The following is a 20,906-nucleotide window of genomic DNA, read 5'->3' as shown; positions in this document are numbered from 1 at the left end:
CACACGGGTTGTTGTGCACTGCACGACACCCCTCGGGGTGATCCCTGTGTCGGTGGTACGGCCTAGGCTCGCGGGCATGTCCGCGCAGAAGCTCCGCCTCCTCGACTCGTTCTTCACGCTCGCGCACGAGCCCCACGCGTCCTTCCCCGACGACGACGAGTGGGTCGCGCTCGTCCGCGCACCCGAGGGTCTGACCGTCCTGCGCGAGGCCTCGCCCTTCGGTGGCGGCGGCGACCGGTGGGCCGGGTTCTACGGCGACCCCCACGGGCTCGGCAAGCCCGGCATGCTCGCGGCGATCGTCGGCCCGCTCGCCGACGCGGGGATCGCGGTCTTCGTCGCGTCGACGTTCCACGCAGACCTGGTGCTCGTTCCCGAGGACTCGGTCGAGTCCGCCGTGGAGGTCCTGGTCGACGCGGGGCACTCGGTGGCACGGGGAGCGGGCGGGCGCTGACCGTGGTGCGGTGCGCCCCTCTGCGCAGGCGCCTGCCGATCTGACGAACTGTCCCGTCAATGTCACGTCCGCGGTGCAGCCCTCCGGGGAAGAACCCCCAGGTACGGCTGAGATGATGCGGACATGCCCTCGTTCTCGCCTCAGACGACGGCCGCCGGACCCGGTGCACGGACCAGCACCGCTCCTGCCGCTGCCGCAGAAGTCCGCCCCTACGACGCACTCCTCCTCTACTCGTTCGGAGGACCCAACAAGCCCGAGGACGTCGTGCCGTTCCTGCGCAACGTCACGGTCGGCAAGGGGATCCCCGACGAACGGCTCGAGGAGGTCGGCGAGCACTACTACGGGTTCGGCGGCAAGAGCCCCATCAACGAGCAGAACCTCGCCCTCAAGGCCGCGATCGAGGAAGAGCTCGCGGACCGCGGGATCGACCTGCCCGTCGTGTGGGGCAACCGCAACTGGGAGCCCTACACGCGCGACGCCGTCGAGCAGCTCTCCGGAACGGGCGCGCAGCGCGTGGTCGCCCTCGTGACCTCTGCCTTCTCGTCCTACTCCGGGTGCCGCCAGTACCGCGAGGACCTCGCGCTCACGCTCGACGCCCGCGGCGAGCTCGGCGCCGACGGCTCGACCGGCATCCAGTTCGACAAGGTGCGCTCCTACTTCAACCACCCCGGCTTCGCGCAGGCCAACATCGACGCCGTGCTCGAGGGGTACGAGGCGCTCGCGGCCAAGGGGGGCGACGTGCGCGAGGCCCGCCTCGTGTTCGTCACGCACTCGATCCCGCTGACCATGGAGGCCGCGTCGCGCATCTCGCACGCGACCTACTCGCGCCAGCACCTGGACCTGGCTCGCGTGGTCGCGGAGGAGGTCTCGACGCGCCTCGGCCACGAGGTCGAGTGGAACCTCACGTTCTGCTCGCGCTCGGGCCCGCCCGCGCAGCCGTGGCTCGAGCCGGACGTCAACGACCACCTGGAGACGTTGGCCGCCGACGACGTCACGAACGTCGTGCTCTCGCCCATCGGCTTCGTGTCGGACCACATGGAGGTCGCGTACGACCTCGACACCGAGGCCATGGAGACCGCGACGCGACTCGGGATCACCGCGGTGCGCGCCGGGACCGTCGGCACGCGGGCGCCCTTCGTCAAGGGCCTCGTGGACCTGGTCCTCGAGCGTGCGGCCATCGCGCGCGACGAGAAGTTCACCGAGGCCGTGGTCGGCGAGCTCGGCCCGTTCCGCTCGGTGTGCGCACCGGACTGCTGCCTGCGCCGCGACGGCGAACCGAGCGGCATCCCCGCGCTGTGCAGCAGCGACCTGCGCCGCTGACCCGACGACCCGCACGACTCCCGGGACGTCGACGAACCGGGAGCACGTACTCCAGAGAGGCACGACGATGAACGACGCGCACCGCGTCCCCGTGGACCACGAGCAGATCAACGACTCGATCCGCTACACGATGTGGTCGGTCTTCGCGCTGGCCGAGTCCTTGCCGACCGACGCCGCCGAGCGCACCGAGATGGTCGAGGCCGCGCTCGCCGCGGTCGGTGGCGGCGACGACCCGGCGGCCGTCGAGGGCGACCTCGTGGTCCGCGGCTGGTACGACCTGGGCGGCCTGCGCTCCGACGCCGACCTCATGGTCTGGTGGCACGGTCCGACGATCGAGTCCGTCCAGGGCGCCTACCAGCGCCTGCGGGCCAGCGAGCTCGGCCGTCACCTCGAGCCGGTCTGGTCGAACGCGGCCCTGCACCGTCCGGCCGAGTTCAACCGTGGGCACGTCCCGGCGTTCCTCATGCACGAGGAGCCGGGGTCGTACCTGTGCGTGTACCCGTTCGTGCGGTCCTACGACTGGTACCTGCTGCCCGACGCCGAGCGCCGCACCATGCTGCGTGACCACGGGCTCGCGGCCCGCGACTACGCCGACGTGCGGGCCAACACGGTCGCGTCGTTCGCCCTCGGCGACTACGAGTGGCTGCTGGCCTTCGAGGCCCAGGAGCTGCACCGCATCGTGGACCTCATGCGCGACCTGCGGGCCACCGAGGCGCGCCGCCACGTGCGCGAGGAGACGCCGTTCTTCACGGGCCCCCGGACCACGCTGATCGAGTGGGCGGGCCGGCAGCCGCTGTCCTGACCTCGTGCCGCTGAGTGCGGAGCAGTTGTCGCCGATCCGCCCAATCTGCGACAACTACTCCGCACTCAGCGTCTCCGGGGTGTCCTGGACTTCCCCGGGGACCCTGGCGTCGAGGAGGCGGCCCAGCGCCCCGAACAGGTCGACCGACCACGCCGCCGACCCCGTTGCCGACGCCGCTGCAGACGCCGCACTGTCGCCGGACGTCTCGGCCCCGGGGGTCAGGACGTGGACGAGCGTGCCGAGCGCCGCTCGCAGCATGCTGTTCATGTGGTTCTCCGACGGCGGGCCGCGTCGCGGCGATCTGCTGGCGCCGGAGCGTAACCGGTCGAGGGCACGCGACGCCAGTGGGGTGCGCACGAGATGCTCAGCATGCTGAGCGTTGGCATGCTGGGGGCATGAGCACCGCCCGAGCAACCACGTCAGCCCAGCCCGCCGCAGCCCCCACGTCCGCCGACCGGGTCCGCCAGGTCACGGTCCTCGTCGGGGCGGCGGTCGCGATCGTCGGCGCGGCGTTCGGCTCCGGAGCGTTCGGCGGCCAGGCGATCCAGGACGCCGCCGGGGGAGCCCTCGCCGCCGACGCGACCCCCGTCGCGCCCGACGGCCCCGCCTTCTCGATCTGGTCGGTCATCTACCTGGGGCTCGCGGTCTTCGCGGTCTACCAGGCGGTCCCGCGCCAGGCCACGGACCCCCGGCTGCGGTCCGTGTCCTGGTGGGTCCTGGCCTCGATGCTGCTCAACGCGGCCTGGATCGGCGTGGTCCAGACGGGCATCCTGCCGCTCAGCGTCGTCGTGATCGGCGTGCTCGTCGCGGTCCTCGCCGTGATCCTCGTGCGGCTCGTGCGGACCCCGCCCACGAGCGCCGTCCAGACCCTCGTCCTGGACGGCACGGTCGGCCTCTACCTCGGCTGGGCCAGCGTGGCCACGCTCGCGAACGTCGCCGCCGCGCTCACCGACGCGGGCGTGGGCGAAGGTGGTCTCGGGGCGACCGGCTGGGGAGTGCTCGTCGTCGCGGCCGGCGCGGTCCTGGCCGTCGCCTACGCCCTCTTCGCTGCCCGCAGGCCCGTGGTCGCGATCGGCACCGGCCTGGCCATGGCCTGGGGGCTCGGATGGATCGCGTACGGCCGCGCGAACGGACCTCTCGTCGACGGCACCGTCGCGGTCGCGGCCGGCATCGCCGCAGGCGTCGCGCTCCTGGCCCCCGTCCTGACCACGCTGCGCGCGCGCCGGGGCTGACGCGGCGCCGTCGGGCAGGGAGGTCCGGGGCCGCAGGCGCCCGGCCCGGACGCGGGCAGGGCGGCCCTCGCCACGCGAGGACCGCCCTGCCCGGGTCGAGCGACGACCGCTACGGGTAGAGCCCGCGGATCTGGTGCGCCTCGGCCGTGCGCTGGATACCGATGACGAGCGCGGCGTCGCGCAGGCTCAGCTCCTCGCGACGAGCCAGCGACGACACGCCCTGGTAGGCCACGTGCATGCGGTGCTCGAGCTTCTCCCCGATCTCCTGCTCGGTCCACCAGTACGCCTGGTTCGCCTGGACCCACTCGAAGTAGGACACGACGACGCCGCCCGCGTTCGCGAGGATGTCCGGCACCACGGTCACACCGTTCTTCGCGAGGATCCGGTCGCCCGCAGCGGTGGTCGGACCGTTCGCCCCCTCGACGACCCAGCGGGCCTTGACGGTGTGCGCGGTCTCGTCGTCGAGCACACCCTCCACGGCGGCCGGGATGAGGACGTCCACGGGCAGCGCGAGCAGCGCGTGGTTGTCGATCGGCTCGGCGTCCTCGAAGCCGACCACGGTCCCGGTCTCGGCGACGTGCCGGAACAGCGCGGCGACGTCGAGCCCGTCCACGTCGTGGATGCCGCCGTACTGGTCGCTCACCGCGACCACCCGGGCACCCTGGCCCGCGAGGATCGCGGCGGCGTGCGAGCCCACCTTGCCGAAGCCCTGCACCGCGACCGACGCGTCGGAGACCTCGAGCCCCGCCTCGGCGAGCGCCGCCTTGGTCGTGTGGACCACGCCCTGCGACGTCGCCGTGGTGCGCCCGAGCGAGCCGCCCACGGGGATCGGCTTGCCCGTCACGACACCCGGGATCGTGTACCCCTGGTTGACCGAGTAGGTGTCCATGACCCACGCCATGGTCTGCTCGTTGGTCCCCATGTCCGGGGCCATGATGTCCCGCTCGGGGCCGATCACGGGCATGATCTCGCTCGTGTAGCGCCGGGTCACGCGCTCGAGCTCGGCCTGCGTGTACTCGCGCGGGTCGATCGACACGCCACCCTTGGCCCCGCCGTACGGCAGGTCCACGACGGCACACTTCCAGGTCATCCACATGGCGAGCGCACGCACCTCGTCGATGTCGACGCTCGGGTGGTAGCGCAGCCCGCCCTTGCCGGGGCCGCGCGAGACGTTGTGCTGCACGCGGTAGCCGCGGAACAGCACGATCTCGCCGCTGTCCCGACGCAGCGGGACCGAGACGTTCACCTCACGGCGCGGGGTCGCGAGCATCTCGTGCAGGCCCGGGTCGTACCCGAGGATCTCGACCGCGTTCGCGAGCTGGCTGTGGGCCGTCGCGAGGGCCGAGGCCTTCTGGTGGGGCGGCTCGGCGGTGGATCCGGCCTGGGGGGAACCGCTGGTGGGCGGCGTCGACGTCGTCGTCACTCTTCCTCCGGGTGATGAGGGATTCTTCGGTCCCGAGGTGAGGGACCGTGCCCGTCCAACGTACCGCCAGGTCGGGGACCGTTTCACGTCGCCCGCCGGATCGTCACCCGAGCGTGTCGATGCTCGCAAGCTCGTCGGGGCTCAGCGAGAAGCCCGAGACGTCGAAGTTCGCCTCGATCCGGGCCGGGGTCACCGACTTGGGGATCACGACGAAACCGTGGTCCAGGTGCCAGCGCACGACGACCTGCGCGGTGCTGACCCCGTGGGCCCGCGCGACCGCCTGCAGGGCGGGCGAGTCGAGGTTCGTGCGCTTGAACGGGCTGTACCCCTCGAGCACCACGCCACGCTGGGCATGCTGCTCGACGACGTGGGCGTCGTAGTCGTCCGGGCCCCAGGGGATCTGGTTGACCGCGGGCGTCTCGCCCGTCTGCTCGGACAGGACGTCGAGCTGGTCGACCGAGTAGTTCGACACCCCGACCGACCGCACGAGCCCCACGTTCCGGGCCGCGAGCAGCTCGGCCCACACCCACGGGGAGGCGTCGCCCGACGGCGGCCAGTGGATCAGCCACAGGTCCAGGTAGTCGGTGCCGAGCAGGCGCAACGACTGCGCGAGGGTCTCGTGCTCACGGCCGACGTCGGCGGGGCGCAACTTGGTCGTGAGGAACACGTCCTCGCGCGGCACGCCGGACGCGGCGAGCGCCCGGCCCACCTGCTCCTCGTTGCCGTACATGGTCGCGGTGTCGATGTGCCGGTACCCGACGTCGAGCGCGTGGCGCACCGCGCGGTAGCAGTCGTCACCCTCGGACTGCCACGTGCCGAGGCCGAGCAGGGGGATGTCTCCGCCGGGCAGGGCGGCGGTGGGGATCGAGATCATGGTTCCCAGTCTTGGCACGGGACATGGGGGAGCGCGAGCCGGGAGGGCGGACGTCTTCCTCGCGCGTCGTCCGTGGCCGGGCGCGTCCTGCGGGCGGAGATCTCCGCAGCGGTTAGCCTGGCTCGGTGGATCGACAGAGGCGTGATGCTCCGAGAATCGTCCGCGGCGGTGTGTGGGTGGCGATCGTGAGCGGCCTTGTCGTAGTGCTCTCCGTGGTCGGACTCGCCGGTCCGATGTATGCGGCGCTCCGGAGTGACAACGGCCCAGAAGGCGCCTGCTTGGCCCGCCATTCCCAGAGCGCGACAGGTGCCATTCAGGACCTTCCGACGGACGTCCGGGTGGACTGGCTGAGCGCGACCCTGGAATGCGGCTGGCCGACAGCAGATGGCGGGACGTCACGACAGTCGTTCGAGCTCGCGCCCCCGTCTCGGCAGAATGCCCTGTTGATCGTCTTCTCCGTGGCCGTGGTCGGCGTGGTCGGCGGACTGGCGAGCGCTGCCCTGGGGGCGCGGCGCGCTGTCGCGAGGACGTAGCGGGCCGCGCCCCGAGCGCTCATCCCTGGATGCAGCCCGCGGCTCCGATGCCTTCCTTCCACTCGAACACCGTGCTGGGCTGCGTGGTGTAGGTGCAGGTGGGAACACGGATGTTCCGGTGCGCGCCCACGATCGGCATCGACTGGCTGCCCGGTCCTGGGAAGGGCCTGCTGACGTTGATCCCCATGCAGTCGCTCTGCGCGATCATGCCCAGGTCGTTGCAGTCATTGGAGAGCGCTTGGGCGGCGGCTGACATCGGGCTCCCGGCGACGTTGCCTCGCGGTGCTCGGATGATGGTCTGCAGGGAACCGCCACCGTTCTGCATCCTGATCTCCTGGGGCGACCCGAGCCCGATGGCCATCGACTGGCGGTTGCACGGGTCCAAGTCGGAGTTCTTGTCGAAGTACGGGGAGATCTTCGTCGTCGTGCTCATGTCGGAGCCCTCATAGACCGCCCAGGAGTGGACGCCGTTCCCACTCGGGTATGTCTGTGTGGCGAAGAAGGCGTTCTGGAATCCGCTGGCACAGCCCGGTCGGGTGCCCGAGAAGTTGTTGTTGAACTGTGAGACATCGATCTCCATCCCCCAGTCCCAGTGCAGTTGTGCGGGGCTTCGGCCGTTCGCCCAGGAGTTGTAGGTGTAGATGACCGCGCGTCCATCGCGATCCGTCATGGCGGCGATCTCGGTGTATCCCGGACCCCAGGTCGGCACGCCTGCGGCGAGCGGCTGCAGTGACTTGCTCTTCGCCTCGGCGACTCCGCGAGCGAAGATATTGTCAGCGCGGGGGTTGTTGACGGGCTGAGCCTGGTGCTCGGGAATCTCAGCGGCGAGTGCGCGGGAGCGTTCGAAGGGCCCTGATGTCGAGGCGGCGCGGGAGATCGTCGGCGTCGTGACGTCGAGGGAGACGATCTCGGGAGTCGTGCCGAAGTCCAGGGCGAAGTCCCTGAGGAACGCGTCGTGTGGGTACTCCGCGGTGGGGAAGTACTCGCCTTCCACGCCGGGTTGGCTGAATCGGAACGAGTCGACCTCGGTTCCCAGCGCCTCTGCGAGGTCCTGGGCGCCGTCGAGCGAGAGCGGGTGCGGAAGGTCGATCGAGAGGGGCTCGGCGGCGGCGGCGGTGGCGGTGGGGGGGCGCCTGTCGGTCAGCTGCCGCTGGTGTCGCGACCAGCGAGAAGGGAACGCTGGCGATCGCGCAGATCGCGCAGATCGCGACGAGCGCGAGCGGACGGCGTGGGTGTGGCATGTGTGGCCTGCTTCCTGATGAGGCGGAATGGCGCGTCATGTGGTGCGTGACGACGCCGGGAAGGAGTGTCGTGTGGTCTCCGGTGGCCGAGCGGCTGGCAGGTGGCCCGCCGTGCGACGGTGAGCGTCTTCGCCCATGAAGACCCTGGTAGTGGAAGAGATGTGCCGATATGTAGGTGTCACTCTCCCGGTCCTCGCCGCGCCTCGCTCATCGAGAAGGTTGCCTCGGGCGCATTTCACCCGGGGCCATGCCGGACCCGGAGTGCGCGCCTACCGTCGCGCCCGCCGCCGGAACGACGAGGGCGTCTCGCCCGTGAGGCGCGCGAAGGTCCGGGTGAACGCGGGCTGGTCGTAGAAGCCCGTGACGACCGCGATCTGCGCGATCGCGGTGTCGGAGCCCGCGAGCATCTCGGCCGCCCGGCCGACGCGGGCGCGGAGCACGAGCTGGCGCGGGCTGAGGGAGAACACGCGGCGCACGCGCCGGTCGAGGACCGCGGGCGTGCAGCCCGCGAGAGCCGCGAGGTCCGCGACCGTGAGGGCTTCCCCGAGCCGCTGCTCGATCCCGGCGACGAGCCGCGTCATCGAGTCCATCGACGCGTCGTCGGCGTCGTCCTCGCGCAGGTCCTGCGAGACCGAGACGAGCCCGACGAGGTGACCGGCGCCGTCGTGCACAGGGAGCTTGGACGTGAGGAACCAGCCGGGCGTGCCGCCCAGGCGGCGGATGAGCTCGAGCTCGTTGCGCAGCGGACGCCCCGTGCGCAGGACCTCGGCGTCCTGCTGGTCGTAGCGCTCGGCGAGCTGCGGGACGAACAGGTCCGTGGCGCGCTTGCCGAGGACCGCGCGGCGAGAGCGCTCGTTGGTGCGGGCCACGAAGACCCGGTTGACCAGCACGTACCTGCCCGTGACGTCCTTGGCGCAGAACATGGTGGAGGAGAGCTCGTCCATGAGGTCGACCATCGCGGGGCTGAGGGCAGCGAGCAGCGCCTCGCCGCCTGGCCAGGTGCGTGGTGGGGTGGACTTGTCCGGAAGCGATGCCATGACAGCCCGGATCGTACAAGACGAAGCGTCAGCAACGGAGGCACGCTAGGAGGATGAGCAGCCACGACTCGAGCGCCCCAGCGGGTGCTCCACGCGCGGACGACCGGTCACGAGCCGGTGCCTCCTCGCCCCTGACCAGCGTCGACGACCGCATCGACGCCACGGTCGGCATCGACTCCCTGACCGACGACGCCGCGCGCCTCGCCCGCAGCTGGATCGCCGCCGCGGCCGCGGCCTCGGAGGGCGCGCGCGAGCGCAGGACCGCCGAGCGCCTCGGCGCGCTCGTGTCCGACCCCGCGGGCCTCGAGCTCGCGGTGCGCTTCGTCGACAACGTCGCCCGCCCTCAGGACGTCCAGGTCGCCGCGCACGAGCTCGGCCTCCTGGGCGACCTCGCAGGCGGCGCGAAGGGCTTCCTCGGCCGGGTCGACACCGCGCTCCTGCGCCTCGGGGCGCGCATGGCGCCCGTGCTGCCGAAGGTCGTCGTGCCCGCCGCGCGGATCCGCCTGCGCCAGCTCGTGGGTCACCTCGTGGCCGACGCCGGCCCGGGCCTCGGCAAGCACCTCGCGCGCACGCGCGCCGAGGGCTACGCGCTCAACGTCAACCTCCTCGGGGAGGCCGTGCTCGGCGAGGACGAGGCCCAGGCCCGCCTCGCGCGGACCATCGCGCTCGTCGAGCGTCCCGACGTCGACTACGTCTCGGTCAAGGTGTCCTCGGTCGCGTCCCAGCTCGTCACGTGGGACCTCGAGGGCTCGCGCGACCGCGTCGTCGAGCGCCTCCTGCCGCTGTACCGCGCCGCGCGCGACCACGGGGTGTTCCTCAACCTCGACATGGAGGAGTACCGCGACCTGGCCCTGACGACCGAGGTCTTCCAGGCGGTCCTGGGGCGCGAGGAGTTCCGCGGCCTGGAGGCCGGGATCGTGCTCCAGGCGTACCTCCCCGACGCGCTGGGTGCGCTCGACGGCATCACGGCGTTCGCGACCGAGCGCGTCGCGGCGGGCGGCGCCCCCGTCAAGGTGCGCCTCGTCAAGGGCGCGAACCTCGCGATGGAGAAGGTCGAGGCCGAGCTCCACGGCTGGGCCCAGGCCCCCTACCCGACCAAGCCCGACGTCGACGCCAACTACGTGCGCCTCGTCGACCACGCGCTGCGCGCCCCCCGGACCGACGCGGTGCGGATCGGCGTCGCGAGCCACAACCTGTTCCACGTCGCGCTCGCGATCCTCGCCGCGCGTGCGCGCGGTGTCGCCCACGCGCTCGACATCGAGATGCTCCAGGGCATGGCACCGGGCGAGGCGCGGGCGGTGCGGGACGAGGTCGCCCTCGACGCGGGCCGCGTCGTCCTCTACACCCCGGTCGTGGCCCGCGAGGACTTCGACGTCGCGATCTCCTACCTCGTGCGCCGTCTCGAGGAGAACGCGGCCGAGCAGAACTTCCTGCACGCCATGTTCGCGCCCGCCGGCTCGGACCTGTCAGAACCAGCGAGCCCTCGGGCTCACGCTGGTTCTGACAAGCCCGGGGGGAGCGCGATGGACCGTCAAGAGGCCGCCTACCGTGCCTCGGTCGAGCTCGGCACCCGCTACTCCGCGGCGGACGTGACGCCACGTCGTCAGGCGCGCGACGCCGTCGGGCAGGTCGCCGCCGGGAAGCGGTTCACCAACGCCGTCGACACCGACCCGGCCGTCGCGGCCAACCGCGCCTGGGCCGCGCGGGTCGTCGGCCCGGACTCCGGGTACGTGCCCGCGCAGTCGCCCGAGATGACCAGCACGGACCAGGTGGACGACGTCGTCGCGCGCGCCCGGAAGGCCACCGCGGCCTGGGCGCAGGTCGCCCCCACGGACCGCGCCCGCGCGCTGCGCGCCGTGGCCGCCCGGCTCGAGGCAGCCCGCACCGACCTCGTGACCGCCATGGTGCACGAGCCCGGCAAGACCGTCGCCGAGGCGGACCCCGAGGTCAGCGAGGCCGTCGACTTCGCGAGCTACTACGCGCAGTCGGCCGATGCGCTCGACCAGGTGCCCGGCGCGAGGTTCACGCCCGACGGCGTGACGCTCGTGACCCCGCCGTGGAACTTCCCCGTCGCGATCCCCGTGGGCGGGATCGTCGCGGCGCTCGCGGCCGGCTCGGCCGTGATCGCGAAGCCGGCCCCGGCCACACCGCGCTGCCTGGAGGTCGCGGTCGACGCGATCCACGCGGGGCTCGCGGACGCCGTGGCGGGTGCGCCCGCCGGGAGCACCCTGACCACGGAGTCCGTCCGCGACGTCGTGCAGCTCTCGCGCGTGCCCGACGGCGACCTGGGCCGCCACCTCGTGACGCACGAGGGCGTGGCCCGCGTCATCCTCACCGGGGCCATCGAGACCGCGCAGATGTTCGCGTCGTGGCGTCCCGGCCTCGACGTGCTCGCCGAGACGTCGGGCAAGAACGCGATCGTCGTGACCCCCTCGGCGGACCTCGACCTCGCAGCGGCCGACGTCGTGCGCTCCGCGTTCGGCCACGCGGGGCAGAAGTGCTCGGCGGCCTCGCTCGTGATCCTCGTGGGCTCGGTCGGCGACCAGCGCACCGAGACGGGGCGCCGGTTCCAGGTGCAGCTCGTGGACGCGGTCCGTTCGCTCGTGGTCGGCCCGGCGACGGGCGTCGCCACGACCATGGGGCCGCTCACCGAGGTCGCGGGCGGCAAGCTGCTGCACGCCCTGACGACGCTCGAGCCCGGGGAGCAGTGGCTCGTCGCGCCGCGCCGCCTCGACGAGGACGGGCGCCTCTGGACGCCTGGGCTGCGCTCGGGCGTCGCGCCGGGCTCGTTCTTCCACCTCACCGAGGTGTTCGGCCCGGTGCTGGGCATCATGACGGCCGCGACGCTCGACGAGGCCATCGAGCTGCAGAACGCGGTCTCGTTCGGCCTCACGGGTGGCATCCACAGCCTCGACGGCACCGAGGTCGACACCTGGCTGGACCGCGTCCAGGTCGGCAACGCGTACGTCAACCGGGTCATCACGGGCGCGATCGTGCAGCGTCAGTCGTTCGGCGGCTGGAAGCGCTCGGCCGTGGGGCCCGGCGCCAAGGCGGGCGGGCCCAACTACGTGGCCGAGCTGGGCACGTGGAGCGACGCGGCCGCCGCGGGCTCGGCCCCCGTGGGCGGCCTGCCCGACGGCGGACCCGTGCCCGCGCGCGAGACCTCGCCCGAGGCGTGGCTCGCGTGGGCCCGGGCCGACGACGCCCGCTGGTGGGCGCACGAGTTCGCGGTCGAGCACGACCCGTCGGCGCTCCACGTCGAGTCGAACGTGTTCCGGTACCGGCCGGTCGACGTCCTGACGGTCCGTGTCGGGGACGGGGCTGCGCCGGTCGAGGTCGAGCGTGTGCTGTCCGCGGCGCGCACGGCCGGGGTGCCGGTCGTCGTGAGCCGCGCCGACGGGCCGTCGGCCGTGAGCCACGAGGCGTTCGCCGCGGCCGTCGCACGCGGCGACGTCACGGGGCGGGTGCGCGTCGTGGGCTCGGCGCCCGGGCTGCGCGAGGCCGCGGCGGGCCACGTGGGCGACGTGACGGTGCTGGACCACCCGGTGCTCGCGAGCGGTCGGCGCGAGCTGCTGACGGTCCTGCGCGAGCAGGCGATCAGCCGGACGATGCACCGGTTCGGGCACGTGACGCGCTGATCCCCGGACGTGTCAGAACCAGCGTGACGCAGGGGTCACGCTGGTTCTGACACGAGGGTGACCGGAGGCGCGGTCAGGTGCGTCGCCGGGTCAGGGGCAGGTCGTCGTCGTGCAGGACGTCGGACAAGCGCCGTCCGGCGAGCGCTGCGGCGTACGCGGGGTCCGCTCCGACGCCGCGCGCCTCCTGGAGCACGTGACCCCTGACTCCCATCGCGGAGAGCTGCCCGCAGAGCTCGAGGACGTCGTGGCGCGAGTGCACGGTCGGGTCGACCGTGGTCCGCACCTCGTGCGGGACGCCCGAGCGTTGCAAGGTCGCGAGCGACCGGTACGCGGCCTCTCCCGAGGGGCCGGCGCCCGTGACCCGTGCGTACTGGTCGGGCAGGTCCTTGATGTCGAGACCCACCCAGTCGACGAGGGGCAGGACGTGCTCGAGGCGCACGGGCCACGCGCCCCCGGTGTGCAGCCCGACGCCGAGCCCCAGCGCTCGCACGTCGGCGATCGCCGCCGGGAGCGCGGCCTGGAGGGTCGGTTCGCCGCCCGAGAAGACCACGCCGTCGAGGGGCCCGGGGTGTTCCGTGAGGAACGCCAGGACGTCGGTCCAGGGGATGGCGCCCTGGGCCCCGCGGGGAGGGGCCGTGACGAGGTCCGGGTTGTGGCAGTACGTGCAGCGCCACGGGCATCCCTGGAGGTAGACCGTCGCGACGAGCCGGCCCGGCCAGTCGACGGTCGAGAGCGTGGTCAGGCCCGCGACCACGAGGGGTGAGAGCACGCGCGCCTCGAGGGTGCCTGCGGTGGCGGTCAATGTCGTGTCCTTCCGGCCGGTCGTCAGGGGTCGTGGAGCGGTTCCCGGGCAGGCTCGGGTCGGGGTCGGCACGACGTGCCTCGACGGTACGGCGAGGTGACGTGCAACGCACCGAACAGCCTTGTGAGAACTTTCACAAGAGGTTGTCAGCATGATCCGGGTCGCGGCCGGGACGCCCGCGCCCACCACCGTGCGGCGGGGCCTAGGCTCGTGCCGTGCACCCGCGGCCCGGCCTCGCCCGCCGACCGCGGCGCACGTCCGACCTCGCCGAGGAGGAGGCCCCGTGCTGGCTGTCTGGATCATCGTCGTCGTGGCGCTCCTCGTCGCGTGGCTCGCCTGGCTCGGGGCCACCGACCGGATAACCCGCAACGCCCTGATCGGGATCCGGACCCCCGCGACACAGCGCAGCGACGCAGGGTGGATCGCCGGGCACCGGGCCGCGCTCACGGTCGTGCTGCCGGGCGCGGCGCTCGTGACGGCGCTCGCGGTCGTCGGCAGCATCATGGGTCCCGACGGCGCCACGGACGTCGTGTTCTTCGCCGTCGCCGGGGCGTTCCTCACCGAGGGGTTCGCGGCGGCGGTGGTCGCCGAGGTCGCGGCGCGCGGTGCGGACGCGGGTCAGGGGGACGAGCGCCCCGGCCAGTGGGACGTCGACTAGCGGCGCACGGTCAGTCCGACGCCCCGCGGATGAGCTCGGGGGCGAAGACGCGCGGCGACCGCGAGACCGGGTGGCCCGCGATGAGGTCGAGCAGCATCCCGGTCGCGGCCTTGACCATCTCCACGACGGGGTTCTGCACGGTCGTCAGTGCCGGGCTGCTCGCCCCGGCGACGCCGAGGTTGTCGAAACCGACGACGGCCACGTCGCCCGGCACGGACTTGCCCCGTGCACGCAGGACGCGCAGCGCGCCCTCGGCCATGAGGTCCGAGGCGGCGAAGACCGCGTCGATGTCGGGGTGGCGGTCCAGGAGCTCCTCCATGGCTGCCGCCCCGCCGGCCGCGGCGAAGTCCCCCGAGGCGATCGCGTCGTCGGGCAGGCCCGCCGCGCGCAGCGCCTTGCGCCACCCCGCGAGGCGGTCCACGCCCGCGGTCATGTCCTGGGGGCCGCTGATCGTCGCGATGCGCCGGTAGCCGCCGTCGATCAGGCGCTGGGTCGCGATGCGCCCGCCCTCGACGTTGTCGACGTCCACGTAGACCAGGTCGTCCATCGCGGTGAAGGGGCGGCCGACGAAGACCGCGGGCAGCGGGGACGCGAGCACCGCGCCCTCGAGGTCGTCCTCACGGTGGTGCGACGTGATGATCGCGCCGTCGACGTGACCGCTGCGCAGGTACCGCACGATGCGGCCCGCGTGCTCGTCGGGCCGGGCGATGAGCAGCACCAGCTGCAGGTCCGTGGGCGCGAGGGCCGCGCTGACCCCGCGCAGCGTCCCCGACAGGAACGGGTCGGTGAGGATGCGCTCGTCGGGCTCGGGGACGACGAGCGCGATCGAGTCGGTACGCCGTGTCACGAGGGACCGCGCCGCCCGGTTGGGGGTGTACCCGAGCTGGGCGACGGCTGCGTCCACGGCGGCCTGCGCCTCGGGGGAGACGCGCAGGCCGCCGTTGATGGCACGCGACGCCGTCGAGCGGGACACGCCGGCCGTCTGTGCGACCTCGTCCAGGGTCGGCGCGGAACTCAGGGTGCTCATGGTCTCAGTATCCTGCCAGGCCTGGATGAGAGAACTGCCACGTTCGCAGGCTCGCCCTCAGGGACGGGCCGGGACCGCGTTCTGGGACGCGACCTGGGCGAACCAGTGCCCGCTCGCCTTGACGGTGCGCTCCTGGGTCTCGTAGTCGACCCGGACGATCCCGAAGCGCTTCGAGTAGCCCCAGGACCACTCGAAGTTGTCCAGGAGCGACCACGCGAAGTAGCCGCGCACGTCGGCGCCGTCGTCGATCGCGTCCTTGACGGCCCGCAGGTGGGCGTCGAAGAACTCGACCCGGTTCTGGTCGTCGACCGACCCGTCGGCCTCCACGACGTCGTCGTAGGCGCAGCCGTTCTCGGTGATGTAGAGCGGCACCCCCGCGGGTCCCGTGTAGTCCGCCTGGAGACGGTTGAGCAGGCGCGTGAGCCCCTCGGGCTGGACCTCCCAGCTCTGGTCCGTGACGGGCAGGCCGCGCGGGTGGTTGAACACGCCGTCGGCCGCGGGGTACGGGCTCGACGTGGGGCGCTCGACCGGCGCGGAGCCGTCGAGCGAGGTTGCCGCGGGCCGCGAGGACACGAGCTCGCCGTGGTAGTAGTTCACACCGAGCGCGTCGATGGGCGACGAGATGATCTCGAGGTCACCGTCCCGGATGTGGTCGGCGAAGCCGTACTCCTCGACGTCCGCCAGGACGTCGGCCGGGTACTCGCCCTTGATGACGGGGTCCAGGAAGATCCGGTTGAACTGCCCGTCGATGCGGCGGGCCGCGTCGACGTCGCCCGCGTCCTCGGGGTCTACCGGGTCCGCGACCGTGAAGTTGAGCGTGATCCCCAGGTTCGCCTCGGGTGCCCGCTCGCGCAGCGCCTGGACCGCGAGCCCGTGGCCGAGCAGGAGGTGGTGCGCCGCGGCGAGACCGTCGGGACGGCTCTGGCGGCCGGGAGCGTGGGCGCCGCCCGTGTACCCGAGGAACGCCGAGCACCACGGCTCGTTGAGGGTCGTCCAGACCCCGACGCGGTCGCCGAGAGCCTCGTGCATCGTCACGGCGTAGTCCGCGAACCGGTAGGCCGTGTCGCGGTTGGTCCAGCCGCCCTGGTCCTCGATCGCCTGCGGCAGGTCCCAGTGGTACAGCGTGATCCAGGGCAGCAGGTCCTTGGCGAGCAGCTCGTCGACCAGTCGGGAGTAGAAGTCCAGCCCCTTCTGGTTGACCGCCCCGCCGCCGGGCCGGACGCGGGCCCACGACGACGAGAACCGGTACGTGTCCAGGTTCAGGTCGGACAGGAGCGCGACGTCCTCGCGGTAGCGGTGGTAGTGGTCGCACGCGACCTGGCCGTCGTCGCCGCCCAGGACCGCGCCCGGGACGCGGCAGAACGTGTCCCACACGGAGTCCTCGCGGCCGTCGGTGTGCGTGGCTCCCTCGATCTGGAACGCGGCGGTCGCGGCTCCCCAGAGGAAGCCCTGGGGGAAGTCGACACGGCCGGTCGTGCCCAGGTGACGGGGGGTGATGATCTCGGTCATCCCTTGACAGCTCCTTGCATGATGCCGGCGACCAGCTGGCGACCGGTGAAGACGAACAGCACGATGAGCGGCAGGGTCACGAGGAACACGCCCGCCATGACGAGCGAGTAGTCCACGAAGTAGTTCGCCTGCAGCGACCGCACCACGAGCGGTAGCGTCGGGTTCTCCTGGTTCAACACGATGGACGGCCAGAAGAAGTTCGTCCACTGCTGGACGAACGTGAACAGTCCGAGCATCGCGGCGGCGGGCCTGGCCGCCGGGAGCGCGATCGACCAGAAGGTCCGGAACATCGAGGCGCCGTCGACGCGTGCGGCCTCGATGAGCTCGAAGGGCAGGGACTCGGACAGGTACTGGGTCATCCAGAACACGCCGAACGCGGTGACCAGCGAGGGCACGATCACGGCCTGCAGCTTGCCGATCCACCCGAGGTCGGACATGAGGATGAACATGGGGATCACGCCGAGCTGCGTCGGCACGGCCATGGTGGCGATGACGAAGACGAGCAGCGGGCCGCGGCCACGGAACCGCAGCTTGGCGAACGAGTATCCCGCGAGCGTGGAGAACAGGACCACGGACAGCGACGTGATGACCGCGATGATCACCGAGTTGGTGAAGGCCTTCCAGAAGTTGATCGCGCTCGACCCGATGACCTCCGCGAACTGCGTGAACAGGCTCGCGTCGGGCAGGAGCTGGGGCAGGGCGTCCTTGGAGATCGCCTCGGGCGTCGACGAGCCGAGGATGAGCGTGAAGTACAGGGGGAAGACCGAGACCAGGAGCACGAGGCCGAGGATCGCGTACGTGATCCAGCCGGGACGGCGGGTGTAGCCACCGGTGCCCTTGCGGACCGGGCGGCGGTTCGGGCGCCGGGCGGCGGCGCGGGCGGCGCCCGCACCGGCGGTCTGCGCGACGACGGGGATCGAGCTCATCGCTTGTTCCGTTCGTTCGGTGCGCTCGTGGGCGCGCTGGGTCGGCGGGCGGGAGGTCCTCCGCGCGGGCTGGACGCGTTCTGGGCGCGGACCGCGGCGGCGGCCGCCTTGCGGCGTGCGCGCTGGACGGCTCGTGGCGCCTTCTTGCTGGGGCCCGACGTCGAGATGCTGCGCGTGATCGCGAAGTTCACGAGGCCGATGAGCAGGATGACGATGAACAGGATCCAGGCGATCGCCGCGGCTCGGCCGAAGTTCTTCTGGTTGCCCCACGCGACGTCGTACAGGTACAGGACGGTCGTCATCCACTGGCGGTCGGCGCCTCCGAGACCCTGCGCGTCGAACGCGCGGACCTCGTCGAAGATCTGCAGCCCGCCGATGGTCGACGTGATGATGACGAAGATGATCGTGGCGCGGATCTGGGGGACGGTCACGGAGAAGAACTGTCGGAGGCGGCCTGCGCCGTCGATGATCGCGGCCTCGTAGAGCTCGCGCGGGACGGCCTGCATCGCCGCGAGGAAGATGAGCGCGTTGTACCCGGTCCAGCGGAAGTTGACCATCGAGGCGATCGCGACGTGGCTCGCGAACGCGTCCGCGTGCCATCGGATCGGGTCGATGCCGACGACGCCGAGCAGGCCGTTGATGAGGCCGTACTGGTCGGCGAACAGGCGACCGAAGATGAGGCTCACCGCGATGGGGGCCACGACGTACGGCAGCAGGACCCCCATGCGCCAGAAGGTCGCGGCACGCAGGTTCTGGTCCAGCAGGGCGGCGATGACGATCGCGCAGATCACCTGCGGGACGGAGGAGAGCACGAAGATCGAGAACGTGTTGCGCAGCGACTTCCAGAACGTGGGCTGCGCGAGCACGTCGGTGAAGTTCTGCAGGCCGACGAAGTCGCCCTGCCCGCCCAGCAGGTTCCACTCGTGCACGGACACGAACGCGGTGTACGCCAGGGGGAACAGGCCGGTGATGGCGAAGAGGACGAAGAACGGGGAGATGTAGAGGTAGGGGGAGAGCTTGACGTCCCAGCGGCCGAGGCGCTGGGAGAAGCCGACACGCCGCTGCGGGCGGCGCGGCGGTCCGTCGAGGCCCTGGTTGGGCTGGGTGGGAGTGAGGACGCTCATCCGACTTTCCTGTGCTGGGTCGAGCGGGGACGCGGTGCCCGACGGCGGGCTGGGGCGTGGGTGCGCGGGGTGACCACGTCCGGTGGTCACCCCGCGCGCCGGATCAGCTCAGGCCCAGGTCCTTGTAGGCCTGGACGGCCTTGTCCCACGAGGACGCTGCCTCGTCGGTCTTCTCGACGTCGACGCGCTTGATGGCGTCCTGCACGGTCTGGTGGATCGAGAAGTAGTTGGCGCCCTTGAACGGTGCGCCGTCGATCGCGAGGGCGCGGTTGACGAAGATGCTGCCCACGGGGGCCGCGTTGAAGAAGTCGTTGGTGAAGGTCTGCACGGCCTCGGACTCCTGCGCCTCGATCTGCGAGGGGAAGGTGCCGGCGTTCTCGAAGGCTGCGGTCTGCTGGGCCGGGTCGGTCAGCCAGGCGGCGAGCTCCTTGGCGGCCTCGGCGTTCTTGCCGGAGGCGGGCACCGTGAGGAAGGAGCCACCCCAGTTGAGGCCGCCCCCGGGGAAGACGTCAGCGACGTTCCAGCCGGTCACGCCGCCCGAGCGCTCCTCGACCGGGCCGGTCATCCAGGCCGGGCAGATCATCGTGGCGAAGCCGTCGTTCTGGAACGCGGCGTCCCAGTCGGCGCTCCACTGCTCGAGGCCGGCCGACAGGCCGTTCGTGGTGGACTGCTCCACGACGGTGGTGTAGATGTCCTGGATCTCGGTGTTGGTCGCGAGGTCCTTGGGCGTGCCGTCGGACTCCTCGTAGGCGTTGTCGATCTGGTTGACCATGCCCTGGGAGATCGACATCGCGCTGTCGTACCACGCGGAGTCGCTCGCAGCGGTGAAGGTGGCACCTGCCGCGAAGTAGTCGTCCCAGGTGGCGTCCGCGCCGCCGAGGAGCTCTGCGACCGCGGCGGGTTCGGTGGGCAGGCCTGCTGCCTGGAACAGGTCCTGGCGGTAGCAGATCGCGCTCGGGCCGATGTCGGTGCCGTAGCCGATGACCTTGCCGTCGGTGGTGGTGGCCTGCTGGACCTTCCAGTCGACCCAGCGGCCGTCGAGGGACGCGTCGGTCAGGTCGGTGAAGAGGTCGGGGTACTGCATGAGCTCGGGGAGCCAGTCCACCTCGATGGCCTCGATGTCGGCCAGGCCGTCGCCGCCTGCGGCGAGCTTGGTCGTCATGTTGGTGCGTGCGTCCTCGGCCTTGGCGGCCTTGGTCTGCTTGACGGTGACGTCGGGGTGCTCCGCGGTGTAGGCGTCGAGGAGCTCCTGGGTGTATCCGAAGTCGTTGAACGTCGCGACGGTGAGGGTGATCTTGCCGTCGGACGAACCGCTGCCCTCGTCGGTGGAGCCGGAGCCCGAGGAGCAGGCGGTCAGGGTCAGGGCGAGTGTCGCGAGGCCGGCTACGGCGACGGTCGCTGTGCGGGTGCGGGTCGAACGGGTACTGCTCAGCACGGTGACTCCCTTGTCGATGTTCGGCGTGGCAGCGCTCCCATCCCCCTTGAGTGGTAGCGCTCCCACGAAGTTGCCACGATGGTGGCCGGTGACTTCTCGCACTGTCAACCTCAGAAGGTGACAGGGTGTTGTGGAAACGCTCCCACGGTTGCGTCTGTGCAGGTCACGGCGTTTTCATGCCGGACCCCGTGCTCGAATCGTTATCAGATGCCGACCGCGTGTGCGGGATTGAGGGGGCGGGCTGCGTGCCCGTCCGAGCCCGGCGTCCAGCACGCGGCACAGGCCGGGGCGACGGCGGACGACGGCACCCTCAGGGGGCCGTGAGCCACTCCACGCCTGCTTGCTCCTCGGACGCGAGCGTGGCCCGGACGGCACCCGCTGCGGCCTCCTCGACAGCCGCCGCGAACAGCGGCACCGTCGCCTTGAGCTCGCCCTCGTACGACTGGCGCGTGCCGCCGTCGGGCAGGGCCACGAGCGTGACCGTACCTGTCATCCGGACGGGAGCCCCCGTGATCTCGAGCGAGACCGTGCCTCGCCTGGACCCCCCCGCCGCGGGCTCCCAGACCTCCGCCTGACGGATCTCGAGCTCGCTGCCCACGAACGCGCGCAGGTGCCCGGGGATCTGGTCGGTGGGCAACGTGCGGCGGACGACGACCGAGAATCCCTCGTCGAGCGACCCCGTCACGTCCGCGAGGTCCACGAGGCTCTGCGGGCCGCCCGTACGCTGTGCGCGCCACCTGACGAACGCCTCGCTCGCGAGCATCCGGGTGACGTCCTCCAGGCCGGCGGGGTAGTGCAGATCGACGCTCAGGTGCACAGGCTCTCCTCGGGACGTGCCGACCGGCGCGCAGGGTGCGCCGGGGACACCGACTCT

Annotated in this window: 18 protein-coding genes; 6 read left to right on the top strand and 12 right to left on the bottom strand. The window is 71.8% G+C overall.

Annotated features, from left to right (window positions below; all coding sequences use genetic code 11):
• Positions 1-76 precede the first annotated feature (76 nt).
• The 3 genes from IE95_RS18575 (at position 77) to hemQ (ending at position 2,573) form a co-directional block, all read left to right on the top strand.
• The gene (locus IE95_RS18575; RefSeq protein ID WP_036570573.1) at positions 77-451 is read left to right on the top strand and encodes an ACT domain-containing protein; all 375 of its coding nucleotides are present in this window, start codon (positions 77-79) and stop codon (positions 449-451) included.
• 123 nt (positions 452-574) lie between these two features.
• Positions 575-1,771, top strand: coding sequence for a ferrochelatase (locus IE95_RS0102715; RefSeq protein ID WP_036570572.1), 1,197 nt, complete (start codon positions 575-577; stop codon positions 1,769-1,771).
• 67 nt (positions 1,772-1,838) lie between these two features.
• Entirely contained in the window at positions 1,839-2,573 is a 735-nt protein-coding gene (gene hemQ, locus IE95_RS0102710) for a hydrogen peroxide-dependent heme synthase (RefSeq protein WP_030150093.1), read from the top strand.
• A gap of 54 nt (positions 2,574-2,627) precedes the next feature.
• On the opposite strand, the gene IE95_RS0102705 is transcribed toward hemQ, so the two are convergent.
• Positions 2,628-2,840 carry a hypothetical protein gene (locus IE95_RS0102705; RefSeq protein ID WP_030150092.1) on the bottom strand — a complete coding sequence of 71 codons (213 nt, stop codon included), beginning with the start codon at positions 2,838-2,840 and terminating at the stop codon, positions 2,628-2,630.
• Positions 2,841-2,968: 128 nt separating this feature from the next.
• Between IE95_RS0102705 and IE95_RS0102700 the strand changes: the two genes are divergently transcribed.
• Positions 2,969-3,805 (top strand): tryptophan-rich sensory protein, encoded by an 837-nt coding sequence (locus IE95_RS0102700; protein WP_030150091.1) that lies wholly within the window; start codon positions 2,969-2,971, stop codon positions 3,803-3,805.
• A 109-nt stretch (positions 3,806-3,914) separates the two neighbouring features.
• Here the strand turns inward: IE95_RS0102700 and IE95_RS0102695 are convergent, their stop codons facing one another.
• The 4 genes from IE95_RS0102695 to IE95_RS0102675 all read right to left on the bottom strand — a co-directional run bounded on the left by IE95_RS0102695 (position 3,915) and on the right by IE95_RS0102675 (position 8,913).
• Positions 3,915-5,228, bottom strand: coding sequence for a Glu/Leu/Phe/Val family dehydrogenase (locus IE95_RS0102695; RefSeq protein WP_030150090.1), 1,314 nt, complete (start codon positions 5,226-5,228; stop codon positions 3,915-3,917).
• A 103-nt stretch (positions 5,229-5,331) separates the two neighbouring features.
• Positions 5,332-6,102 (bottom strand): aldo/keto reductase, encoded by a 771-nt coding sequence (locus IE95_RS0102690; RefSeq protein ID WP_030150089.1) that lies wholly within the window; start codon positions 6,100-6,102, stop codon positions 5,332-5,334.
• A 552-nt stretch (positions 6,103-6,654) separates the two neighbouring features.
• Positions 6,655-7,629, bottom strand: a complete 975-nt coding sequence (locus IE95_RS0102680) for a hypothetical protein (protein ID WP_030150087.1) — start codon at positions 7,627-7,629, stop codon at positions 6,655-6,657.
• Between the two features lie 516 nt (positions 7,630-8,145).
• Complete coding sequence (locus IE95_RS0102675; protein WP_030150086.1) at positions 8,146-8,913, bottom strand: AraC family transcriptional regulator; 768 nt, start codon at positions 8,911-8,913, stop codon at positions 8,146-8,148.
• A gap of 53 nt (positions 8,914-8,966) precedes the next feature.
• Between IE95_RS0102675 and IE95_RS0102670 the strand changes: the two genes are divergently transcribed.
• On the top strand, positions 8,967-12,551 hold the full coding sequence (locus IE95_RS0102670; RefSeq protein ID WP_084689728.1) for a proline dehydrogenase family protein: 3,585 nt from the start codon (positions 8,967-8,969) through the stop codon (positions 12,549-12,551).
• Between the two features lie 73 nt (positions 12,552-12,624).
• Here IE95_RS0102670 and IE95_RS0102665 read toward each other — a convergent pair whose 3' ends face one another.
• Positions 12,625-13,353, bottom strand: coding sequence for an anaerobic ribonucleoside-triphosphate reductase activating protein (locus IE95_RS0102665; protein ID WP_240666280.1), 729 nt, complete (start codon positions 13,351-13,353; stop codon positions 12,625-12,627).
• Positions 13,354-13,636: 283 nt separating this feature from the next.
• Between IE95_RS0102665 and IE95_RS0102660 the strand changes: the two genes are divergently transcribed.
• Positions 13,637-14,011 (top strand): SdpI family protein, encoded by a 375-nt coding sequence (locus IE95_RS0102660; protein ID WP_030150083.1) that lies wholly within the window; start codon positions 13,637-13,639, stop codon positions 14,009-14,011.
• A 10-nt stretch (positions 14,012-14,021) separates the two neighbouring features.
• Here IE95_RS0102660 and IE95_RS0102655 read toward each other — a convergent pair whose 3' ends face one another.
• The 6 genes from IE95_RS0102655 to IE95_RS0102630 form a co-directional block, all read right to left on the bottom strand.
• Positions 14,022-15,038, bottom strand: coding sequence for a LacI family DNA-binding transcriptional regulator (locus tag IE95_RS0102655; RefSeq protein WP_030150082.1), 1,017 nt, complete (start codon positions 15,036-15,038; stop codon positions 14,022-14,024).
• Positions 15,039-15,095: 57 nt separating this feature from the next.
• A complete protein-coding gene (locus IE95_RS0102650) occupies positions 15,096-16,547 on the bottom strand; it encodes a GH1 family beta-glucosidase (RefSeq protein ID WP_030150081.1) in 1,452 nt (483 codons plus the stop codon).
• Positions 16,544-17,473 (bottom strand): carbohydrate ABC transporter permease, encoded by a 930-nt coding sequence (locus IE95_RS0102645; protein WP_030150080.1) that lies wholly within the window; start codon positions 17,471-17,473, stop codon positions 16,544-16,546. Before IE95_RS0102645 ends, IE95_RS0102650 begins: the two co-directional genes overlap by 4 nt.
• Complete coding sequence (locus IE95_RS0102640; protein WP_051702616.1) at positions 17,470-18,597, bottom strand: carbohydrate ABC transporter permease; 1,128 nt, start codon at positions 18,595-18,597, stop codon at positions 17,470-17,472. The genes IE95_RS0102645 and IE95_RS0102640 overlap by 4 nt, the downstream gene beginning before the upstream one ends.
• Positions 18,598-18,700: 103 nt before the next feature.
• Positions 18,701-20,032, bottom strand: coding sequence for an ABC transporter substrate-binding protein (locus IE95_RS0102635; RefSeq protein WP_030150078.1), 1,332 nt, complete (start codon positions 20,030-20,032; stop codon positions 18,701-18,703).
• Between the two features lie 310 nt (positions 20,033-20,342).
• The gene (locus IE95_RS0102630) at positions 20,343-20,849 is read right to left on the bottom strand and encodes a DUF2505 domain-containing protein (protein ID WP_030150077.1); all 507 of its coding nucleotides are present in this window, start codon (positions 20,847-20,849) and stop codon (positions 20,343-20,345) included.
• Positions 20,850-20,906 lie beyond the last annotated feature (57 nt).

This window comes from Oerskovia turbata (assembly GCF_000718325.1).
In the GTDB taxonomy this organism is placed as follows: domain Bacteria; phylum Actinomycetota; class Actinomycetes; order Actinomycetales; family Cellulomonadaceae; genus Oerskovia; species Oerskovia turbata.
This window is presented reverse-complemented; position numbering and strand designations above follow the sequence as displayed.

Coding starts and splice junctions, on each gene's coding strand:
- IE95_RS18575 (WP_036570573.1), top strand. CDS start 77: ATGTCCGCGCAGAAGCTCCGCCTCCTCGACTCGTTCTTCACGCTCGCG.
- IE95_RS0102715 (WP_036570572.1), top strand. CDS start 575: ATGCCCTCGTTCTCGCCTCAGACGACGGCCGCCGGACCCGGTGCACGG.
- hemQ (WP_030150093.1), top strand. CDS start 1,839: ATGAACGACGCGCACCGCGTCCCCGTGGACCACGAGCAGATCAACGAC.
- IE95_RS0102705 (WP_030150092.1), bottom strand. CDS start 2,840: ATGAACAGCATGCTGCGAGCGGCGCTCGGCACGCTCGTCCACGTCCTG.
- IE95_RS0102700 (WP_030150091.1), top strand. CDS start 2,969: ATGAGCACCGCCCGAGCAACCACGTCAGCCCAGCCCGCCGCAGCCCCC.
- IE95_RS0102690 (WP_030150089.1), bottom strand. CDS start 6,102: ATGATCTCGATCCCCACCGCCGCCCTGCCCGGCGGAGACATCCCCCTG.
- IE95_RS0102675 (WP_030150086.1), bottom strand. CDS start 8,913: ATGGCATCGCTTCCGGACAAGTCCACCCCACCACGCACCTGGCCAGGC.
- IE95_RS0102670 (WP_084689728.1), top strand. CDS start 8,967: ATGAGCAGCCACGACTCGAGCGCCCCAGCGGGTGCTCCACGCGCGGAC.
- IE95_RS0102655 (WP_030150082.1), bottom strand. CDS start 15,038: ATGAGCACCCTGAGTTCCGCGCCGACCCTGGACGAGGTCGCACAGACG.
- IE95_RS0102650 (WP_030150081.1), bottom strand. CDS start 16,547: ATGACCGAGATCATCACCCCCCGTCACCTGGGCACGACCGGCCGTGTC.
- IE95_RS0102645 (WP_030150080.1), bottom strand. CDS start 17,473: ATGAGCTCGATCCCCGTCGTCGCGCAGACCGCCGGTGCGGGCGCCGCC.
- IE95_RS0102640 (WP_051702616.1), bottom strand. CDS start 18,597: ATGAGCGTCCTCACTCCCACCCAGCCCAACCAGGGCCTCGACGGACCG.